16 protein-coding genes are annotated in these 18,726 nt (G+C 63.2%); 13 read left to right on the top strand and 3 right to left on the bottom strand.

What is annotated here, in order from left to right; translation table 11 throughout:
* The first annotated feature begins 13 nt into the window (after positions 1-13).
* The 9 genes from KTJ77_RS11490 to KTJ77_RS11450 all read left to right on the top strand — a co-directional run bounded on the left by KTJ77_RS11490 (position 14) and on the right by KTJ77_RS11450 (position 9,807).
* Positions 14-997, top strand: coding sequence for a DnaJ C-terminal domain-containing protein (locus KTJ77_RS11490; RefSeq protein ID WP_217338677.1), 984 nt, complete (start codon positions 14-16; stop codon positions 995-997).
* A 98-nt stretch (positions 998-1,095) separates the two neighbouring features.
* The gene (locus tag KTJ77_RS11485; protein WP_217338676.1) at positions 1,096-1,542 is read left to right on the top strand and encodes a MerR family transcriptional regulator; all 447 of its coding nucleotides are present in this window, start codon (positions 1,096-1,098) and stop codon (positions 1,540-1,542) included.
* Positions 1,543-1,652: 110 nt separating this feature from the next.
* On the top strand, positions 1,653-2,354 hold the full coding sequence (locus tag KTJ77_RS11480; RefSeq protein WP_217338675.1) for a GntR family transcriptional regulator: 702 nt from the start codon (positions 1,653-1,655) through the stop codon (positions 2,352-2,354).
* Between the two features lie 207 nt (positions 2,355-2,561).
* On the top strand, positions 2,562-3,566 hold the full coding sequence (locus KTJ77_RS11475) for a tripartite tricarboxylate transporter substrate binding protein (RefSeq protein WP_217338674.1): 1,005 nt from the start codon (positions 2,562-2,564) through the stop codon (positions 3,564-3,566).
* 54 nt (positions 3,567-3,620) lie between these two features.
* Positions 3,621-4,163, top strand: coding sequence for a tripartite tricarboxylate transporter TctB family protein (locus KTJ77_RS11470; protein ID WP_367948915.1), 543 nt, complete (start codon positions 3,621-3,623; stop codon positions 4,161-4,163).
* Positions 4,160-5,788: a tripartite tricarboxylate transporter permease gene (locus KTJ77_RS11465; RefSeq protein ID WP_217338673.1), complete on the top strand. Its 1,629-nt coding sequence runs from the start codon at positions 4,160-4,162 to the stop codon at positions 5,786-5,788. Before KTJ77_RS11470 ends, KTJ77_RS11465 begins: the two co-directional genes overlap by 4 nt.
* Positions 5,785-6,654, top strand: coding sequence for a dihydrodipicolinate synthase family protein (locus KTJ77_RS11460; RefSeq protein ID WP_217338672.1), 870 nt, complete (start codon positions 5,785-5,787; stop codon positions 6,652-6,654). The genes KTJ77_RS11465 and KTJ77_RS11460 overlap by 4 nt, the downstream gene beginning before the upstream one ends.
* Before the next feature lie 9 nt (positions 6,655-6,663).
* Positions 6,664-8,145, top strand: a complete 1,482-nt coding sequence (locus KTJ77_RS11455) for an FGGY-family carbohydrate kinase (protein ID WP_217338671.1) — start codon at positions 6,664-6,666, stop codon at positions 8,143-8,145.
* 30 nt (positions 8,146-8,175) lie between these two features.
* Entirely contained in the window at positions 8,176-9,807 is a 1,632-nt protein-coding gene (locus KTJ77_RS11450) for a fucose isomerase (protein ID WP_217338670.1), read from the top strand.
* Between the two features lie 53 nt (positions 9,808-9,860).
* On the opposite strand, the gene KTJ77_RS11445 is transcribed toward KTJ77_RS11450, so the two are convergent.
* Both KTJ77_RS11445 and KTJ77_RS11440 read right to left on the bottom strand, forming a co-directional pair.
* Entirely contained in the window at positions 9,861-11,264 is a 1,404-nt protein-coding gene (locus tag KTJ77_RS11445; protein ID WP_217338669.1) for a DUF2252 domain-containing protein, read from the bottom strand.
* A 42-nt stretch (positions 11,265-11,306) separates the two neighbouring features.
* The gene (locus tag KTJ77_RS11440; protein ID WP_217338668.1) at positions 11,307-11,897 is read right to left on the bottom strand and encodes a hypothetical protein; all 591 of its coding nucleotides are present in this window, start codon (positions 11,895-11,897) and stop codon (positions 11,307-11,309) included.
* A gap of 278 nt (positions 11,898-12,175) precedes the next feature.
* Here KTJ77_RS11440 and KTJ77_RS11435 point away from each other — a divergent pair, with 278 nt between their 5' ends.
* Both KTJ77_RS11435 and KTJ77_RS11430 read left to right on the top strand, forming a co-directional pair.
* A complete protein-coding gene (locus KTJ77_RS11435; protein WP_217338869.1) occupies positions 12,176-13,381 on the top strand; it encodes a glycosyltransferase in 1,206 nt (401 codons plus the stop codon).
* A gap of 1 nt (position 13,382) precedes the next feature.
* A complete protein-coding gene (locus KTJ77_RS11430) occupies positions 13,383-14,480 on the top strand; it encodes a glycosyltransferase family 1 protein (protein WP_217338667.1) in 1,098 nt (365 codons plus the stop codon).
* 40 nt (positions 14,481-14,520) lie between these two features.
* Here the strand turns inward: KTJ77_RS11430 and KTJ77_RS11425 are convergent, their stop codons facing one another.
* The gene (locus KTJ77_RS11425; RefSeq protein WP_217338666.1) at positions 14,521-14,997 is read right to left on the bottom strand and encodes a hypothetical protein; all 477 of its coding nucleotides are present in this window, start codon (positions 14,995-14,997) and stop codon (positions 14,521-14,523) included.
* 87 nt (positions 14,998-15,084) lie between these two features.
* Here KTJ77_RS11425 and KTJ77_RS11420 point away from each other — a divergent pair, with 87 nt between their 5' ends.
* Positions 15,085-16,437, top strand: coding sequence for a nitrate/nitrite transporter (locus tag KTJ77_RS11420; RefSeq protein WP_367948914.1), 1,353 nt, complete (start codon positions 15,085-15,087; stop codon positions 16,435-16,437).
* A gap of 133 nt (positions 16,438-16,570) precedes the next feature.
* Positions 16,571-18,724: an ATP-dependent Clp protease ATP-binding subunit gene (locus KTJ77_RS11415; protein WP_217338665.1), complete on the top strand. Its 2,154-nt coding sequence runs from the start codon at positions 16,571-16,573 to the stop codon at positions 18,722-18,724.
* The last annotated feature ends 2 nt before the right edge of the window (positions 18,725-18,726 follow it).

Genomic DNA, 18,726 nt, shown 5'->3' with positions numbered 1-18,726 from the left:
AAGAGAGAAACATATGGCGAGCCAGGACTGGTTCGACAAGGACTTCTATAAGGTCCTCGGTGTCGACAAGAGCGTCACCGAAGCTGACCTCAAGAAGACATACCGCAAGCTCGCGCGCAAGTATCACCCTGACTCTAATCAGGGTGATGCGGCCGCCGAGGCAAAGTTCAAAGAGATCAGTGAGGCCTACTCGGTGCTCAGTGATTCTGAGCAGCGGGCCGAGTACGACCAGATCCGTGCCATGGGTTCGGGTGCACGATTCACTTCGGGTGGCCGTGGCGGCCAGACCGGCGGGTTTGAGGATGTCTTCAGCGGGTTTGGGCGCGGGTCTCGTGGCCAGCAACAGACCAACTTTGAAGACATCTTCGCGATGTTCAATCAAGACCCGATGTCGGACTTCAACTCGCGCTATGGTTCCGGCCGTCGCGCGGGCTTTGGTGGCCCGACTAAGGGTGGCGACTTCACCGCACGCACCACGATCGACTTCGTTACCGCGGTCAAAGGCGAAACCATCACGCTCGCGGGCGAAGATGGTCAGCCGTTCAAGGTGAAGATTCCGGCCGGCGTTTCTGACGGCCAGAAGATTCGTCTGCGTGGCCGTGGCCGTCCGTCCACGAACGGCGGCGAAAACGGCGACGTCGTTGTGACGGTCGCGGTGCGCAAGCACCCGGTCTTCGAGCGCGATGGCTTGAACCTCAAGGTGACTGTGCCCGTCACGTTCACCGAAGCCGCTCTCGGCGCGACCATCGAGGTTCCGACTCTCGGTGGCGAACCCGTGAAACTCAAGGTCGCACCCGGCACGCCGTCGGGCCGCACCATGCGTGTCAAGGGTCGTGGCGTACACACCGCGAAGGGCACAGGCGACCTGCTCGCGAGCGTGCAGGTCGTGGTTCCGTCCCACCTCGAAGGTGAAGCGAAAGCCGCGTTGGAGGCTTTCGCGGCAGCGGAACCAAAAGAGAATCCGCGAGCAGAACTGCTCGCTAAGGCACGCGCCTAGCGTGCACGCTTGTGCCGCACCTCTCGGGGGTGCGGCACAAGCACCAGGCGGCGGATGCCCGCCACAAACCCGGCGGGGAATACGCAGGAAGGAGCATCATGGCACACGAGAACGTTGATGAAGACGCGCCGCTGTTTGCGATCGCTGTCGCTGCCGAACTCGCCGCGATGCACCCCCAAACTTTGCGGCAGTACGACCGCATCGGCCTTGTGGTTCCGGGCCGCACCCGCGGCGGATCCCGCCGATACTCGCTGCGCAATATCGCGCAGCTGCGCCAGGTGGCGCAAATGTCACAAGACGGCATGAGCCTGCCAGCGATCGCCCACATTTTGCGGTTGGAAGACACCGTGCGGTCGTTGCGCAAGCAGGTCACCGATCTGGAAACCCAACTCCGCACCGAGCGTGAACAGCGCCCGGGTAGCCGCGTTTTTGCGGCAGGCGCGACCGGTTCGATCGTCACGCTCCGCTCCGGCACGCGCATCCGCCGCGAGACCGGCATCGAACTGTGGGCGCCGCCGGTGCGACGCGATCCTGACGACAGCTGACCTGTTTTGAGCGATCCGTGCGGTGACCGTCTGGCGGGCACCGCACTTGACAGCGCGTACGACCATCCGCCACGATTCTGTTAACAGTCAACAGAATCGAAGGGGATCGAGTGACTCCTCCACTGACACCAGTTCGGGTGGTGCGCGAGGCGCTCGGGCAACAGGTCGCGAATCATCTGCGTCAAGCGATCGTACGCGGGCAGCTTGCTACCGGCCAGCGACTCGTTGAAACAGACATCGCCGAGTCGCTCGAGGTGAGCCGCGGCCCCGTGCGTGACGGCTTCAAGATTCTCGAGGTCGAGGGTCTCATTGCCAAGCGCGGGCAGGGCTATGTTGTGCTGAGCCTGGCCGACAGCGACATTCGAGAGCTCTATTCGCTGCGCGAAGCGCTGGAGTCGTTGGCACTGCGCCTCACGATGGAACAATCGCCGCTGCCTGATCTCATGCCGCTGCGAGAAGCCATCGCGCACATGCGCATCGCGGCCGAAACAAAAGACCTGCAGGCCTTCGCGCGCGCCGACATCGGCTTCCACGCCGCGATGTGCGACGTCAGCGGGCACCGCCGAGTCGCCTCGGTCTGGCGCCAGCATGAGCCCATCACAACGGCCCTGATCGGGGCCACCGTCTTGCTGGACTCTGACCTGCACAAAACCACCGATCGGCACCTCGACATCGTGCGCCTGATTGAGGCCGGCGACATCGATGACGCCCTCGCTGAGCTGCACGACCACCTGCATGGATCCGAACAGAACATGCGCGAGGCCTGGTCGAAAATTTCCGGCGACCCCGTCGAGGCAGAGCAGCCCTCGTAGCCGCTGCACGGTTCCGCTCTCTGCATCACACGGTTCCGCTCTCTGTGTCAGGGGGCGGCGTTCGGCGTGGGCGGAAGAACCGAGCCGCGAACACCGCCGATCGATAACTTTTTGAAAACTGTTAACAATCCGGTTGACTGTCAACAGTGAACATTGCTACCGTGGCGGTGTCGACAACAAGGTCGGCCCCCACCAGGAGGAGCGAAGATGCCCCTTTCGCGCATCACTCGTGCAGCACTCGGACTCGCAGCAGTCGCGCTGACGGCAACCGCCCTGAGCGCATGCACCAAGGTCGAAGAAGCAGCCCCGCCGGCAGAGACTGGCGACGCACAGGCCACCACGGCCCCAGAAACAACCTTCCCCGAGAAGGACATTCGCCTCATCATCCAGGCCAACCCCGGTGGCGGTTCCGACCTGTCGTCGCGTGCGCTGGCAACGGAGCTTGAGGGCATCCTCGGCGTCAGTGTCATCCCGGAGAACATGCCGGGTGCCGCTGGTGCACTCGCCATGGAGTACGTCGGCTCGCAGCCTGCAGACGGTTACACGATCGGCTTCGGCCCGGTTGAAATCGCGATGCTGAACACGACGCAGGGCGCGAACGTCCTCCCTGAGAACTACGACCTGCTCGGCCAGATCATGCTCGCTCCTGGCGTGATTTCGGTTGCCGCAAACAGCGACATCCAGACGCTGGAAGACCTCATCGAGAAGGCCAAGGCTGGCTCGATCTCGGTCGCTAACTCGGGTGCTGGCTCCATTTGGGAGGCGGCAACGCTTGCCCTCGCCGACACCACCGGCGCACAGTTCAGCCCGGTCGCATACGAGGGTGGCGCCCCCGCCGTTGCCGCAGCGGCATCCGGTGAAGCCGGCGCTTCGGTCTCGGGTCTCGGTGAGGCACTGGCGCAGGAGGGTGCTGTGCGCATTCTTGCCGTCATGCACTCCGAGCGTCACCCCGACCTGCCCGACGTGCCGACCGTTGAAGAAGCGATTGGCGACAGCGTTGAGTTCGCTGGCTGGGGCGGAATCTACGCGCCCGCCGGTCTCCCCGACGACGTGAAGGCAAAGCTGGAATCGGCTATCGCTGAGGCTGTCGAGAGCGACACCTACCAGGCGTTCCAGAAGAACGCGAAGAACCTCGTCGTCTACCGTGACTCCGCTGAGTTCACCGAGTTCGTCAACGAGCAGTTCATCCTGTTCAAGGACCTGCTGGGTTAATAAGATTCGGGGCCGGGGTAATAACCTCGGCCCCGGTCTCGTAAGGAGCGCGACGTGTCGAACGCCAATGGTGCCGAAGAGTACACGGCCAATATTGTGATCGAACCCCCACCCGCACCATCGCGGAAGCTGGAGGTATCCTTCGCCGCTGGTGCGGTGATCTTTAGTGTGATTTACCTCATCATGGGGTTCCAGATTGAGCTGCGTCGCGAAGCGGCACCTGGCCAGATCGACGCTCGCTTCTTCCCCATCCTGATCGGCATCATCGCCCTCGTGACGTCGATTGCGATGCTGGTGTTCGCGCTCATCAAAGAGCCGCCCACACGCGAAGACCTGGAAAAGCAGCAGTCCGGCGGCATGCGTCGCGTGGCTGCCGCCCTCATCATCTCCATCGCGTACGTATTCGTTTGGAGTCTGAAGAGCGTCGTCATCGCCGGCTACCGCATTGAGGTGTTTCCCTTTGCGACTGCGCTGTTTATCTTCGGCCTGATCTTCCTGTTCGGTCAGCGTAAGATCGCCGGCCTCATCATTTATCCGCTCGCCATCACCGCCTTCATCTGGGTGCTGTTCGGCATGCTGCTGAGGATCCCCCTATGACCCCGATTCTCGAGGGCCTCGGCGCCCTCATGGACTGGTCCATCCTGCTCTACATGCTGGTCGGACTCCTGCTCGGCTTCCTGGTTGGCGCCTTCCCTGGCATCACGGCGACCATGGCCGTCGCGCTCGCCGCCGGCTTCACGATGACGCTGGAACCGGTGCAGGGTCTCGCGGTTCTCCTCACGATCTACGTCGCGGCAAACTTCGGTGACCGCGTGCCTGCGATCCTGGTGAATACGCCAGGAACCCCGGCATCCATCGCGACCACGCTGGACGGATATCCGATGGCGAAGCAGGGCCGCGCTGGCCTTGCGCTGACGATCTCTGCGATCGTCTCTGCCATCGGCATCCTGGCGTCTGTCGTCCTCTTCGCGCTGGTCGCGGTTCCGGTCGCCAGCTTCGCCCGTGACTACTTCAAATCGCCCGAACTGTTCGCCCTGGTGGTGTTCGGTCTCGCGGTGATGATCGGTATTTCTTCGAAGTCGATGCTCAAGGGCATTCTCGCCGCGGCCATCGGTCTCATGATCGGCACCGTCGGAACATATGCCGCGACCGGTGACAAACGCTTCACGTTCGGCATTCTGGAACTGATGGAGGGCTTCAACTTCATCGCCGTCATCATCGGTCTGTTTGGTATCGCCGAGCTCTTCGACCAGCTGCTCACGCACCACCAGACCAAGACGCGCCCCATTTCGAGCCTCGGCCGCTGGTGGCCGAACCGCTCCGAGCTGAAGCAGACGAAGCGTGCGCTCGCCGTTTCGGGTGGCGTCGGTCTTGGCGTCGGTCTGATCCCGGCCGCTGGTGGCGACATCGCGGGTCTGATCGGCTGGCAGCAGGCTCGCCGAGTATCCAAGACTCCGGAACAATTCGGCAAGGGATCGATTGAGGGCATCACCGCGAGTGATACGGCTTCAAGCGCAACCCTGGGTGGCTCGTTGACCACAACGATGGCGCTCGGTATTCCGGGCGACTCGGTGATGGCCGTGATGATCGGATCGATGATCATTTGGGGCATCGCGCCCGGCCCGAGCCTGTTCTCGAACCACCCCGACCTGGTCGCCTCCATCGCGGGCATCATGGTGATCGCGACCCTGCTGTCGCTCGGCCTCAGCCTGATCCGCATGCGCGGCATGGTGAAGCTGCTCGACGTACCGCGTCCGTACCTGTGGTCGGGCATCCTGATCTTCTGCATCATCGGTACCTACGCGACCACCAACTCGATTTCGACGGTGTTTCAGATGCTGATCTTCGGTGTCGTCGGCCTGGTTTTCAAGCGACTGTCGATTCCTGCAGGGCCCGTCGTACTTGGCCTGTTGCTCGGACCGCTCGCGGAAGAAAACCTCGCCCGCACCCTGGCCCTACTGCCCACCAAGCCATTCTTCGAAGTGGTCAGCCCGATCGCCATCGTGTTGCTCGCACTCGCCGTGATCTCGATCGTGATGCCTGCCGTTCGCAACGCCCGCAAGCCGCGTGACAAGCGTGGTTCGCTCGCGGACTCCATCCTCGATGACGACACGGTGGCCGAGGTTGAAGACTCGCACGCCGCGATGCACCTGCTGCCGGATCCCTCTGACGAGGTTCCCGCTATCACCAAGCCAAACAACACCAAGGAGAACCTCTCGTGACTCGCCGTGACATTCTGACCGCTATCCCCACGGCTTTTGCCGCTGACGGTTCACTCGACCTGGACGGCACCCGCGCGATCTTCCAGTACGTGGCGAAGTCGGGCAACGAAGGGGCTTTCGTGCTCGGAACCACGGGTGAATTCCCGTCCATCAACGAGGAAGAATTCCGTGCGGTTGTTGAGATCGCGCTGGCCGAGTTGTCGGCCGTGACGAGTGTTGTTGTGCACGTTGGCGCGCCCAGCGCATATCAGGCGGTCCGCCTCGTGAACATCGCTCGCGAGCTGGGAGCGACGCGTTTCGCCGCACTGACGCCTTACTACATGGCATCGAGCGAAGCCGCAATCTTCTCCTACTTTGAGCAGGTCGCAGCCGCAGTGGGCGACGGTGACGTGTTCGTCTACAACTACCCGAAGCGCAGCGGCAACCAGGTTTCGCCTGCGCTGATGGCGCGCCTTGCCGGTATCCCCGGCATCGTTGGTGCGAAGGTCAGCGAGCTCAGCCTCGACGACATCCGCGCCTACCGTGCAGCGACGCCAGAAAACTTCATCATCTACACGGGCGCCGACCGCGACCTCGTGGCCGCTGGTGAAGCCGGCGCGCAGGGTGTCGTGTCGGGTGTGAGCTCGGTTGCCCCGAAGCCCTTCCGTGCCCTGATCGAGGCCGCCAACTCGGGTGATGCTGAGCGCATCGCGACCGCACAGGCCGACGTTGACGACGTCGTGGCGACGATCGGCGGCGACATGCCCCGCATGAAGGCCGCGTACCGTGCCATGGGTATTACTGACAGCACGTGCCGTATGGCCCTCGACGAGCCGACTGAGGCTGCCCTCGCGCAGATCGACCGCATCGTCGCGATGTACATCTAGAAGGCAGCCATGAGAGTCACCCTCGGTTTCGACGTCGGAACCTCGTCATCGAAGGGCGTCCTCGTGGCGCCCGATGGCACGATCGTTGCGCAGGCGACGGTCGCGCACGAGGTGAGCCGACCCGCGCTCGGTCATGTTGAGCACGACCCTGCCGTGTGGTGGAACGAGTTCATCGATGTCACAGCGCAGCTAAAGGCCCAACGTCCGGACGCCGAGGTTACCGCGGTTGGTGTCAGCGGCATGGGCCCGTGCGTGCTGCTGACCGATGCCGACGACGTTCCCGTGCGGCCCGCGATTCTGTACGGCGTCGACATGCGTGCCATCGAGCAGATCGAGCGCATGACCGCAGAACTTGGCGTCGATGCCATCACCGCAACTGCTGGTTCCACCCTCACAACGCAGGCCGCCGGCCCCAAGATTGTGTGGGTCGCCGACAACGAGCCCGAGGTGTACGCTCGCGCCCGCCGACTATTCATGCCGTCATCGTGGTTGGCTCGCAACCTCACCGGCGCGTACGTGCTCGACCACCACTCCGCGTCGCAGTCCACGCCGCTCTATGACGTCACCACCCAGCAGTGGCACGACGCCTGGTGGCAACGCTACGCGCCCGGTATCGAGCAGCCGCAGCTGGTGTGGCCTGGGGAGATTGCCGGAACCATCACCGCGGTTGCGAGCGCCGCGACCGGGCTTACCGAGGGCACGCCCGTCATCGCCGGAACCATCGACGCGTGGACAGAATCGGTGAGCGTTGGCGCGGTTGACCCCGGTGACCTGATGCTGATGTACGGCACCACGATGTTCCTGGTCGCCACCGGAAGCGAAATCCTGCGTACCCCGTCGATGTGGACCACCATTGGCGCCTACCCCGGCACGACGAACCTCGCCGGTGGTCTCGCGACCAGCGGCGCTCTCACCGCCTGGCTGAAAGACCTCACCGATACCGACTATCCGGCCCTGCTCGCGGAGGCGGAGGCTGCCGGGGTCGGCGGCAACGGCCTGCTCATGCTCCCGTATTTTGCGGGGGAGCGCACGCCGATTCTCGACCCCGATGCGCGTGGCGTGATCGCCGGGCTCACCGTCACGCACACCCGCGGCGACCTCTACCGCGCGGCCCTCGAAGCGACAGCGTTTGGCGTTCGCCACAACATCGAGACGGTGCGCGCCGCTGGCGCCCACATCGAGCGGATTGTTGCGGTGGGCGGCGGAACCCAGGGGCAACTGTGGTTGCAGATTGTGTCGGATGTCACCGGCCTCGTGCAGGAGGTTCCGGCGACGACAATCGGTGCCAGCTACGGCGCCGCATACCTCGCCGCGCAAGCGATCTCTGACGACAAGCAGTCGATCACCGATTGGAACCCCGTCACTACCCGCATCGCGCCCACCCCCGACAACCGCGCGGACTATGACGACCTATACGCGCACTATCTCGCGCTCTACACGCAGACCAAAGACATTCAGCACGCCCTTGCTCGCCGCCAGCACGGCGCGTAGGCACCGAGACCCCAGCACGAAAGAGACGTCATGACGTACACCTTCCCTGACACCCCCGCCACCGCACCCGTGGCGCCGAAGACCGCCTACCTCATCGCCTCCGGTGACCTCCGCGAGTCAGCCAACGTCGCCGGCTGGCCGACGCAGGCCACGATGGAAGCCGACATCACCCGCGCGTTCGAAGCGCTCGGATGGAGCATCATCCGCGCCAACGGCATCGACCCGGAGACCGGCCACGGCTTCATTTCGAGTCAGCGCATGGGACTCGAAGTCTTCAAGACGATCCCCGCCGACGCCCCGCTCATCGTTGCGGAGGCTGTCTGGCAGTACTCGCACCACGTGCTTGCCGGTCTGCGCACGCACGAGGGCCCGATCCTCACGGTCGCCAACTTTGCAGGTGACTGGCCAGGGCTCGTCGGTCTGCTCGGCCTCAACGCTGGACTCACCAAGATGAACAAGCCGTACTCGACCATTTGGTCGGTCGACTTCACCGACGACTGGTTTGCCGCTGGCCTCGCCGAGTGGGTCGAGACCGGAACCATCACGCACGACGACTCGCACGTGCGCGCGTTGCCCGAGTTGCCTGCATCGCCCGAGCGTGATCTTGGCTACGCCCTCGGCGACCAGCTGCTGCGCGACAAGGCCATCATCGGTGTCTTCGATGAGGGCTGCATGGGTATGTACAACGCCATCTTCGATGACGAACTGCTCAACAAGACGGGTATCTACAAGGAGCGCCTGTCGCAGTCGGCGCTGTACGCCGAAATGCTGCGCGTCACCGACGAAGAAGCCGCCGCTGTCGGCGCGTGGCTGACAGAGAAGGGCATGACGTTCCGCCTCGGCACCGACGAGGCGACCGAGCTGACCGAAACCCAGCTGCAGTGGCAGTACAAGATGTACATCGCCGCGCTGCGCATCTCCGACGACTTCGGCCTTGATGCCGTCGGCATCCAGTACCAGCAGGGTCTGAAGGACCTGGTTCCGGCCTCCGACCTCGCCGAGGGCATCCTCAACTCGACCGAGCGTCCGCCGGTCTTCTCCCGTGACGGCAAGCGTGAGCTGCACGCGGGCCGTGCTTTCCCGCACTTCAACGAGGCCGACGAGGGCGTGGCAGTCGACGCGCTCGTTACCGACCGCGTCTGGACCGCCATGGGTATGGTTCCGGACAACACGCTGCACGATGTGCGCTGGGGCGAAGAATACGACGGCCAGTTCGTGTGGGTCTACGAAATCTCCGGCTCCGTCCCGGCCTCGCACCTGGGCGGTTGGCAGAACGCAGAAGGCTGGCGCCAAGACCCGGTGTTCTTCCCCGCGGGTGGTTCCACGATCAACGGAATTTCCAAGCCCGGTGAGCTCGTGCTGAGCCGCGTTTTCATCGCAGACGACCAGCTTCAGGTCGACATCTTCCGTGGTTCCGCTATCGAACTGCCCGCTGAGGAAACCGAGCGCCGCAAGCAGGCGACGAACCCGGAATGGCCGATCGCGCACGTCGTGCTGCACGGGGTCAGCCGCGACCAGTTCATGGCACGCCACAAGGCCAACCACGTGCAGATGGTTTACGCGGATGACGCCCAGTCGGCTGACAAGGCGCTACTCGCGAAGGCTGCCATGTTCGAGCGCATGGGTCTCATCGTCAACCTGATTGGTGACGTCGCGATCTAATTCGACGTCAGACGAGAGGGAGTGCCAGGCGGGGTGCTCCCTCTCTGTCGTTATCAGGCGGTTCCGGAACCAGGAGAGTCGGAACCAGGGGAAGAATCAGCGGCGCCTGTGGCTGAAATAGACGCACGGAATGCCTCGAAGTCGGCGAGTGACACGTCGGCGTAGGCGCGTGCCCAGGTGAGAATCGCGGCGGCGATGCCGCGCCCGCTTCCGATATATCCGGCAACAACCGGGGCCGTCGCCGATTGGCTGTGCGCTCGAGCGATCACCGCCGCACAGGACTGCGCGTAGGTCACGAACGGTCCGTCTTCGAGCTCTTCGACCTCGATGGATCCCTTCATGTCGTGAAACTGCCGCACATAGAAGTCGCGAAGCGGCCCACGCATGTGGCCGAGGAATGGGTCAGAAAGCGCCTGCAAAATGCGTTGCATGGCCACCACTCGCGCACCCTCGCCATGCTCGGTGATGTGTTGCGTCACGATGGCGGGTTGCTCGATGCGACCGTATTGAATGAGCACGCTCTGGCCGGCTTCCTTCGGCTGCATGAGCAGGCTGTGGCCGCCACCGTCTTGCAACAGCACGAGGTAACACCGGGTACCCACGCTGCCGACGCCAACGACGCGCTGCACGACATCGCTCACGCCGTAGTGCTCGAACAACAGTGAGACGTCCGGCGTCGCGCTGTCGCGAAACTGCTGCATGAGATTGCCGACACGGTTACGAAGCTCATCATCCACGGCAGTGGTGGTTGGCGGCATCAGCACGAACCGCAATCGCCCGGACTCATCAAGATGGGTGAGTTTGCGCACCGCACGCTCACCCGTGCGCTTCTGCGCTGCCTTAATCGACGCTTTCGTCGCCTTCTGCGACGCCTTGTCAAGCAGTTGGGTCGTCGCCGCGACATCGAAGTGCGTGAAGTAACGCTCGGTGGGGCTGAGTGCGATGGCCCGTCTGATGCCACGCACATACGTCGCAACAGCGCGACGCACGGCTTCGTCGATCACCTCATCGGTGCGCCCGGTGGCACGCCCGCCCACGACGATGCTCGCCGCAAGGCGCTTCAGATCCCACTCCCACGGTGCCCACGCCGCCTCATCAAAGTCATTGAGGTCAAACACGAGATCGCGCTGCGGTGACGCGTAAAACCCAAAGTTTGACACGTGCGCGTCACCACACGATGCCACCAGAATTCCGCTGTGCGGCGCATCAGCAAGATCCGCAGCCATCAGCGCCGCGGTTCCGCGGTAGAACGCGAATGGGCTCGCGCTCATGCGCTCTTTGCGAAGCGGAACCAGGAACGGGTCGCGCGACTTGTTTTGCGCATCGAGGATGCTGAGTGGATCACGCGCACCTGTTCCGAGCTGGGCGAGATCGCTGCGTCGCACGCGTGTTCGGGCGGCGATGCCGCGTCCGCGTTGCTCAGCAGGCGATTCGGGGCTTTCCCACACGTCGGTCATGCGCTCATTGTGGCACCCGGCCTGGCCGCAGCGGAAGAGTCGTTACGCCGGGTCAATCCGGAGCGTGGGGGACCCTTCGGTGACGGTCATGTCATCGATCACGCGAATTTCTCGCGCCAGCGCATCGAGATCTCCGAACGTCGTCGGAAAGCGGTTGGGGTCGCCGGCAATAGCGGTCACCTCGATGAAGTCAGTGCCGCGATCCCATGAGTACTGCACGAATGGGGGCTGCCCGTTGCCAGGCGCGTCCATCACCAGCTTCTCGCCGACACCTAGCGTGGGGTGGCCGAAGTTGACGCTGTCGTCGTACTCCATCGGCCGCATCGCACGGGCTGTGCGCAGCTGGGGCGTTGCCTGCTGGATCGTCGCCATCACCACGACCAGCTCAGGGTCGCCCTTGTGCACCCACACCAGCACGCGGCCAGCGGCCTTGCGCATCAACGCCGGCGCGGCCTGGCTCATCGCCCACGTCGCGAAACGCCCACCGCGGGGCGCCTCAGCTCCCATCGCACCCGTCATCTGCGCCATCAGCATGCGCAACGCGGCCTTGCGGTGGCGGCGTCCGCGAAAACCGAAGGATTCGGTCACCGGCACCCACGTTGTCGGGTCGGCTTCTGCGAAGAGTCTGGCCATGTCACCAGCTTATGGGGCACCGTTCACCCGCACCGGTGGTTCCGCTCTCTGTACGCACCGTGGTTCGACGTGCAACCACGCCGATGAGCCTCCATATATGCGCAGCGTCATTGCCGTGTCACGAAGAGTTCACCTGCAGGAACCCCGTGATGGCGGGCATGATCGGCGCGGGATCGGCTGGTATCCAGCACGCACCGGGTACAGTTAGGGCGCTGGGCGTGGCCACCGTCGCGTTCGACAAAAAGAAGAAGGCAGCATACCTCGTGAGTTCCTCCCCGATGCCCGAAGCCGACAACGGTACCAGGCACCCGCAGGCGAAGCGTCCGTTGAAGATTCTGATTGGTGCAGATACCTTCGCCCCCGACATCAACGGCGCCGCTCGATTCACGGAGCGGCTGGCTGCTGGCCTCGTCGAGCGTGGCCACGAGGTGCACGTCGCTGCACCGAACACGCAATACAAGCAGAACCCGACGCACACCGAGGTCATCGAGGGGCAACCGGTCATCATGCACCGTCTGCCTTCGGTGCGCTGGGCGCCGCACGACTGGCTGCGCTTTGTGTGGCCGTGGCGTTCGAAGCACTACGCACGCAAAGTGCTGAGCGAAGTTCAGCCCGACATCGTGCACATTCAGTCGCACATTGTGATTGGTCGCGGGCTCGCCCGTATTGCCCGCAAGCGTGGCATTCCGATGATCGCCACCAACCACGTGATGGCCGAAAACATTCTTGACTTCACGACGATGCCGCCGTTCGTCGACAAGCTCGTGCTGAAGCTTGCGTGGGACGATGCGACCCGCACGTTCAACATGGCTCGTGCCGTGACGACGCCGACGCGTCGCGCCGCAGAGTTCCTCGAGCAGACGATCGACATCACCGGCGTCATTCCGATCAGCTGCGGTATCGATCAGCGCAACTACACGGCTGATTTGTCGCCGCGCACCCAGATGAACGTCGTCTTTGTTGGGCGCCTGACGACCGAGAAGCACGTCGACGTTGTGCTGAAGGCGATTGCCTCCCTGGTTCCGGAACTTGACATTCACTTCGACATCGTCGGTGGCGGCGACCAGCACAAGAACCTTGTCGAGCTCACCGCACAGCTGGGTCTGAATGACCGCGTCAGCTTCCACGGGCGCATCCCTGACGAAGAACTGCGCGGATTCCTTACCCGCGCCAGCGTCTTCACAATTGCGTCGATCGCTGAACTACAGTCAATCGCGACGATGGAAGCGATGGCCTCCGGTCTGCCCATCGTTGCCGCCGACGCCGTTGCCCTTCCGCACCTCGTGCACGATGGCGAAAACGGTTACCTGTTTGAGCCAGGCAACGTTGCCGATCTCGCTGACAAGCTGCGCCGCGTGCTGACGGCGACGCCGGAAGAGTATCTGCGCATGCAGAACGCTTCGCTTGATGGCGTGAAGATTCACGACATTAACCGCACGCTGACGACGTTTGAAAAGCTCTACCGCAACGAGCCGCTCGACTGACATGCGTCTGATCTTTGACGCTCGGTACATCCGCACCGATTTTCACGATGGCATTAGCCGGTTCTCGCACGAACTTGCGCACGCCCTCGTGGCGACGGCACCCACCGACGTGGAGATCACGTTTCTGATCCACCAAGAGGCGCAGTGCGCGTTCTTGCCTGCCGGATCAGCCGCGCACATGTTCCATGCGCCGACCTCTGCGAAAGAAGCGTTCGCGGCACGCTTGCTCAATAAGCTGCACCCCGACGTTGTCTACTCTCCGATGCAGACCCTGGGTTCCGCCGGACGAAAGTTCCGGCTGATCCTGACGCTGCACGACATGATCTATTACCGGCATCGCACCCCGCCTCGGAACCTGCCCTGGCTGGTGCGCGTTGGCTGGCGGCTATTCCACCTCACGTATGTGCCGCAGCGCATCACGCTCAACGGCGCCGACATTGTGGCGACCGTGAGTGAAGAATCGCGCCGCCAGTTCGCGGAGGTGAACCTCACCAAGCGGGAGGTCATTGTGATTCACAATGCGCCGCAAAAGCTTGCTGAGCAGTTGCCTTCTGGCGTTTCAGTGCGTGCTGGAGCGCCGACAAACCTCGTGTACATGGGCTCCTTCATGCCGTACAAGAACGTGGAGACGCTAGTGCGGGCGATGGCGTACCTGCCGGGTCGCGCGTTGCATGTGCTCAGCCGGATCACTCCTGCCCGTCGCGCGGAGTACGAAGCGCTCGCGGCCCCCGGAGTGAAAATTGTCTTTCACAACGGCGTCACTGACGCGGAGTACGCCGCATTGCTTGCAGACGATGGCGCCCTCGTCACAATGAGCCTTGATGAGGGCTATGGTCTGCCGGTGGCTGAGGCACTCGAGCTCGGTGTGCCCGCTGTGGTCACTGACATGCCCATCTTCCGCGAGGTTGCCGGCGGTGGTGCCCTCTACGTCGACCCGCATGACCCGAAGGCTGTGGCCGACGCGATCATTGCGTTCGACGATGATGAGCGCCGCACCGCTGTGGTCGCCGCCGGGCGCGCCCACGTTGCCCGCTTTACCTGGGAACGCTCCGCCGGGGTTCTTCTTGAAGCGGCACAGCGACTCGTTGCGCGCACCTAGCGTCAGACCTGTGCGCGCATTGCTACGGGCGGTCTGAAGCTCAGAAGAACACCCCGGTAATATTCGGGATGTATCCGAGCACGAAACTGAGGATGCCAAAACCGCCGACGCCGAGCGCGATGCCAGCGAACAGGCGAACCCGATCTTTGCGCAGGCCCGCGAGTCCGAACAGCAAGATCACGACATTGACGGCTGCAAGCGCAAACGAAACGATCATGTGCGCCGAGGCCCACGCGGAATAATCGCCTCCATGCATCACGATGTTGATAAGTGGCGCACTGAGAACAGAGAGCAATAGGCTGACAGCGGCAATGGCGGTGCCGATCTTGCCATATTTCGCGTCTCCGCCAACGGGACGACCGCCGGACGCGCTTGGCGCGTACGGTGTGGTTCCGAACTGCGGGTCAAACCCAGCAGCAGGCGGCATCACACCGTAATGCGGGTCAGTGCCCGGTACGTATGGGGTGGTTCCGAACTGAGGATCAAAATCCGGGACTGAGGGCGTTTTGTTCGTCACGGTGACTCCGATGTGTTGCGAGGAGTGACCACCACGATACGCATCGGTTGAGTGCAGTGGCAGGATTGAAACGGAGAAGGAGGCTTCGTGGAGGCGAACCGAGCCCCGAACGCGCGGGCATGGATTATCTGGACCGTCGGAGTACTTGCCTACGTTCTCTCGATTACCAACCGATCATCGTTGTCGGCGCTCGGAGTGGAAGCGGCAGATCGCTTCTCCGCTGACGCATCAACGCTGTCGATGTTTGCGGTGCTGCAGGTGGGCGTTTACGCGATCATGCAGATTCCGTCCGGGCTCTTGCTCGACCGGTTTGGCGCCAGGCCCATCATGACGATCGGCCTCAGCATGATCGTCATCGGCCAATTGGTCATGGCGTTTTCGCCCAATGTTGGCGTCGCGATCGCCGCACGCATGTTGCTCGGCGCAGGAGATGCTGCACTCTTTCCCGGCGTGCTCCGACTGGTTTCCACGTGGTATTCCGCCCAGCGCGCGCCGCTCATGGCACAGCTGACCGGAACCGTGGGGCAGGGCGGCCAGCTGCTCGCGTTGGTTCCGTTGCCCTTGCTGTTGCACGAGACGAGCTGGGAGTTCGCGTTCGCGACACTGGCCTTGACGACGGCCGTGTTCGCCGTGCTCGTCTTCGTGATCGTCCGCAACCACCCGCCGACGGTTGCGGCGGACGTCTCGGTAAACACTGACACCGGAGCCATTCGCGTCGTTAAGAGCTCGTTCGACTTGCGGCAGTCGCTGGGGGAGGCGTGGCAAAACCCGGGCACGCGACTCGGGTTCTGGTCGCACTTCACGACGCCCTTCGCCGGCACCGCATTTCTCATGCTCTGGGGTGTGCCGTTCCTGACCGCAGGCGAAGGGCAATCGCGCGAGGTCGCATCCGTCATTACGACGCTGCTCGTGATCTTCGGCATGATCATGGGGCCGATCCTGGGAACACTGTCGGGGCGGCACCCGCTGCATCGCTCATACGGCCTTGTCTTGCCGACGGTGGCGCTCCAGTTCGTCGCATGGATGACGGTCATCCTCTGGCCAGGTCCGGCGCCCGTCTGGTTGCTCATTGGGCTGGCCTTCGCCATCGCGACGGGTGGCCCGGCCTCGATGATCGCGTTCGACCACGCTCGCGCCTACAACCCGGCACACCGATTGTCGACGGCGACCGGTCTCGTGAACGCCGGTGGATTCATTTCCGCCCTGATCCTGATCTTCGCGATCGGTCTGCTGCTTGACCTGCAGGGTGCAGGGTCTCCCGACACGTACACGCTCGATGCTTTCCGCGTCGCCTTCCTTGCGCAGATTCCGCTCTGGCTGGTGGGGTCGATCTTCATCGTGCGTAGCCGCGCCGACGTGCACCGCACGCTGGGTCTGCGTCCGCCGAAAGAGCCAAAGAAGCCGAAGAAGCCGACCGTACATCCTGACGACGAAGACTGAACACGTAGGTAGTGGTGCGCGATCTGCGTGCCGTCGCTCGGCATTCTCGCAGGCAGGCGGGTAGCCCGAAATCACACTCAATGGTAAAGTTGAGTCATATCGACTCAACTTTGGGTAGTGATGAGGAGAACGAATGAACAACACCAACCCTGCCGCGCAGGAGGAGCAGCAAAGCGCACTCCAGCAGTTCGGCATTAATCTCACCGATCGCGCCCGGCAGGGCAAGCTTGACCCTGTCATCGGGCGCGATGCGGAGATCCGTCGCGTTAGCCAGGTGTTGACGCGTCGTACCAAGAACAACCCGGTGCTTATCGGTGAACCTGGCGTCGGAAAGACCGCCGTCGTCGAGGGGCTCGCGCAACGCATTGTCGCGGGTGACGTCGCCGAGAGTCTGAAAGATAAAGAGCTGATTTCGCTCGACATGTCTGCGCTGGTAGCCGGCGCCATGTACCGCGGTCAGTTTGAAGAGCGCCTCAAGAACGTGCTCAAGGAGATCACCGAGTCTGACGGCAAAGTCATCACCTTCATTGACGAGCTTCACGTATTGATGGGTGCTGGCGGTGGCGAAGGATCCGTTGCCGCCTCCAACATGCTCAAGCCCATGCTTGCCCGCGGCGAACTACGCCTGATCGGCGCCACGACGCTCAACGAATACCGCGAGTACATCGAGAAGGACGCTGCGCTCGAGCGCCGCTTCCAGCAGGTTTACGTCGGCGAGCCGACCGTTGAAGACACGATCGCGATCCTGCGCGGACTCAAGGGGCGCTACGAAGCGCACCACGGTGTCACGATTGCCGACAGCGCGCTCGTCGCCGCCGCAGCCCTCTCGAACCGCTACCTGCCGAGTCGTCAGCTGCCTGACAAGGCGATCGACCTGATCGACGAGTCGATGTCCCGGCTCAAGATGGAAATTGATTCCTCTCCTGTCGAGATCGACCAGCTCAAGCGTCAGGTTGATCGTATGAAGCTGGAAGAGCTCGCACTGAAGAAGGAGAAAGACCCGGCATCGAAGGAGCGTCTCGCGGCGTTGCGAGAGCAACTGGGCGAGTCGGAACAAGAACTTGCGGTGCTGCAGGAGCGCTGGGCTCGCGAGCGCCAGGGGCTCAACCGCGTGGGTGACTTGAAGAAGCAGCTTGATGACGCCATCACGCAGCGCGACCGCGCGCTGCGTGAGGCTGACTACGCCAAGGCCTCCAAACTCGAGTACGAGACGATTAAGCGTCTCGAAGCCGAGATTGCTGAGGCGGAGAAGGCCGAAGCGCTGTCTGCCGATGAGCCGCGCATGGTCAACGAGCAGGTCACGGAGGAAGACATTGCGGCGGTGATCGCCGCGTGGACGGGCATTCCGGTTGGCAAGCTGATGCAGGGTGAGTCGGAGAAGCTGCTGCACCTTGAAGCTGAGCTTGGCAAGCGCCTGATCGGTCAGAAGGAAGCCGTCCGTGCGGTGTCTGACGCCGTGCGTCGTTCGCGCGCTGGCATTTCTGACCCGGGCAGGCCCACGGGTTCCTTCCTGTTCCTCGGCCCGACCGGTGTCGGCAAGACCGAACTCGCCAAGGCGCTCGCTGAGTTCCTTTTCGACGACGAGCACGCCATGATCCGCATCGACATGTCGGAGTACGGCGAGAAGCACTCGGTCTCGCGTCTGGTCGGTGCCCCTCCTGGATATGTCGGCTATGAGGCTGGCGGTCAGCTCACCGAGGCGGTGCGGCGTCGCCCGTACAGCGTTGTGCTGCTCGATGAGGTGGAGAAGGCGCACCCCGAAGTGTTCGATGTCTTGCTCCAGGTGATGGACGATGGTCGTCTGACCGACGGTCAGGGCCGCACCGTCGACTTCAGCAACGTCATTCTGATTCTGACGAGCAACATCGGCTCGCCGATTCTGATTGACCCGAGCCTGAGCGCCGACGCCAAGCGCGACGGCGTGATGACCCTCGTGCGGCAGGCGTTCAAGCCTGAGTTCATCAACCGCCTCGACGACATCGTGATGTTCCAGGCCCTCAGCATCGATGACCTCTCGCAGATCGTCGAGCTCGCCATCGACCAGCTCCAGCGTCGTCTCAAGGAGCGCCGCCTCACTCTGGCGGTCACCCCTGACGCTCGTGCCTGGTTGGCTGAGCGCGGCTACGACCCGATCTTCGGTGCCCGCCCGCTGCGTCGCCTGATTCAGACCGAGGTGCAGAACAAGCTCGCCACGGCACTGCTGGCAGGCAACGTGCGCGACGGCGACACCGTTCGCGTCGACGTCTCAGCCGATGGTTCCGGGCTCGTCCTCACGAGCGGCGAATAACC

The sequence above is a fragment of the Microbacterium sp. NC79 genome, from assembly GCF_019061125.1.
In the GTDB taxonomy this organism is placed as follows: Bacteria; Actinomycetota; Actinomycetes; order Actinomycetales; family Microbacteriaceae; genus Microbacterium.
Note: the sequence above shows the minus strand (reverse complement) of the source record. Positions and strands in the feature narration are given on the sequence as shown.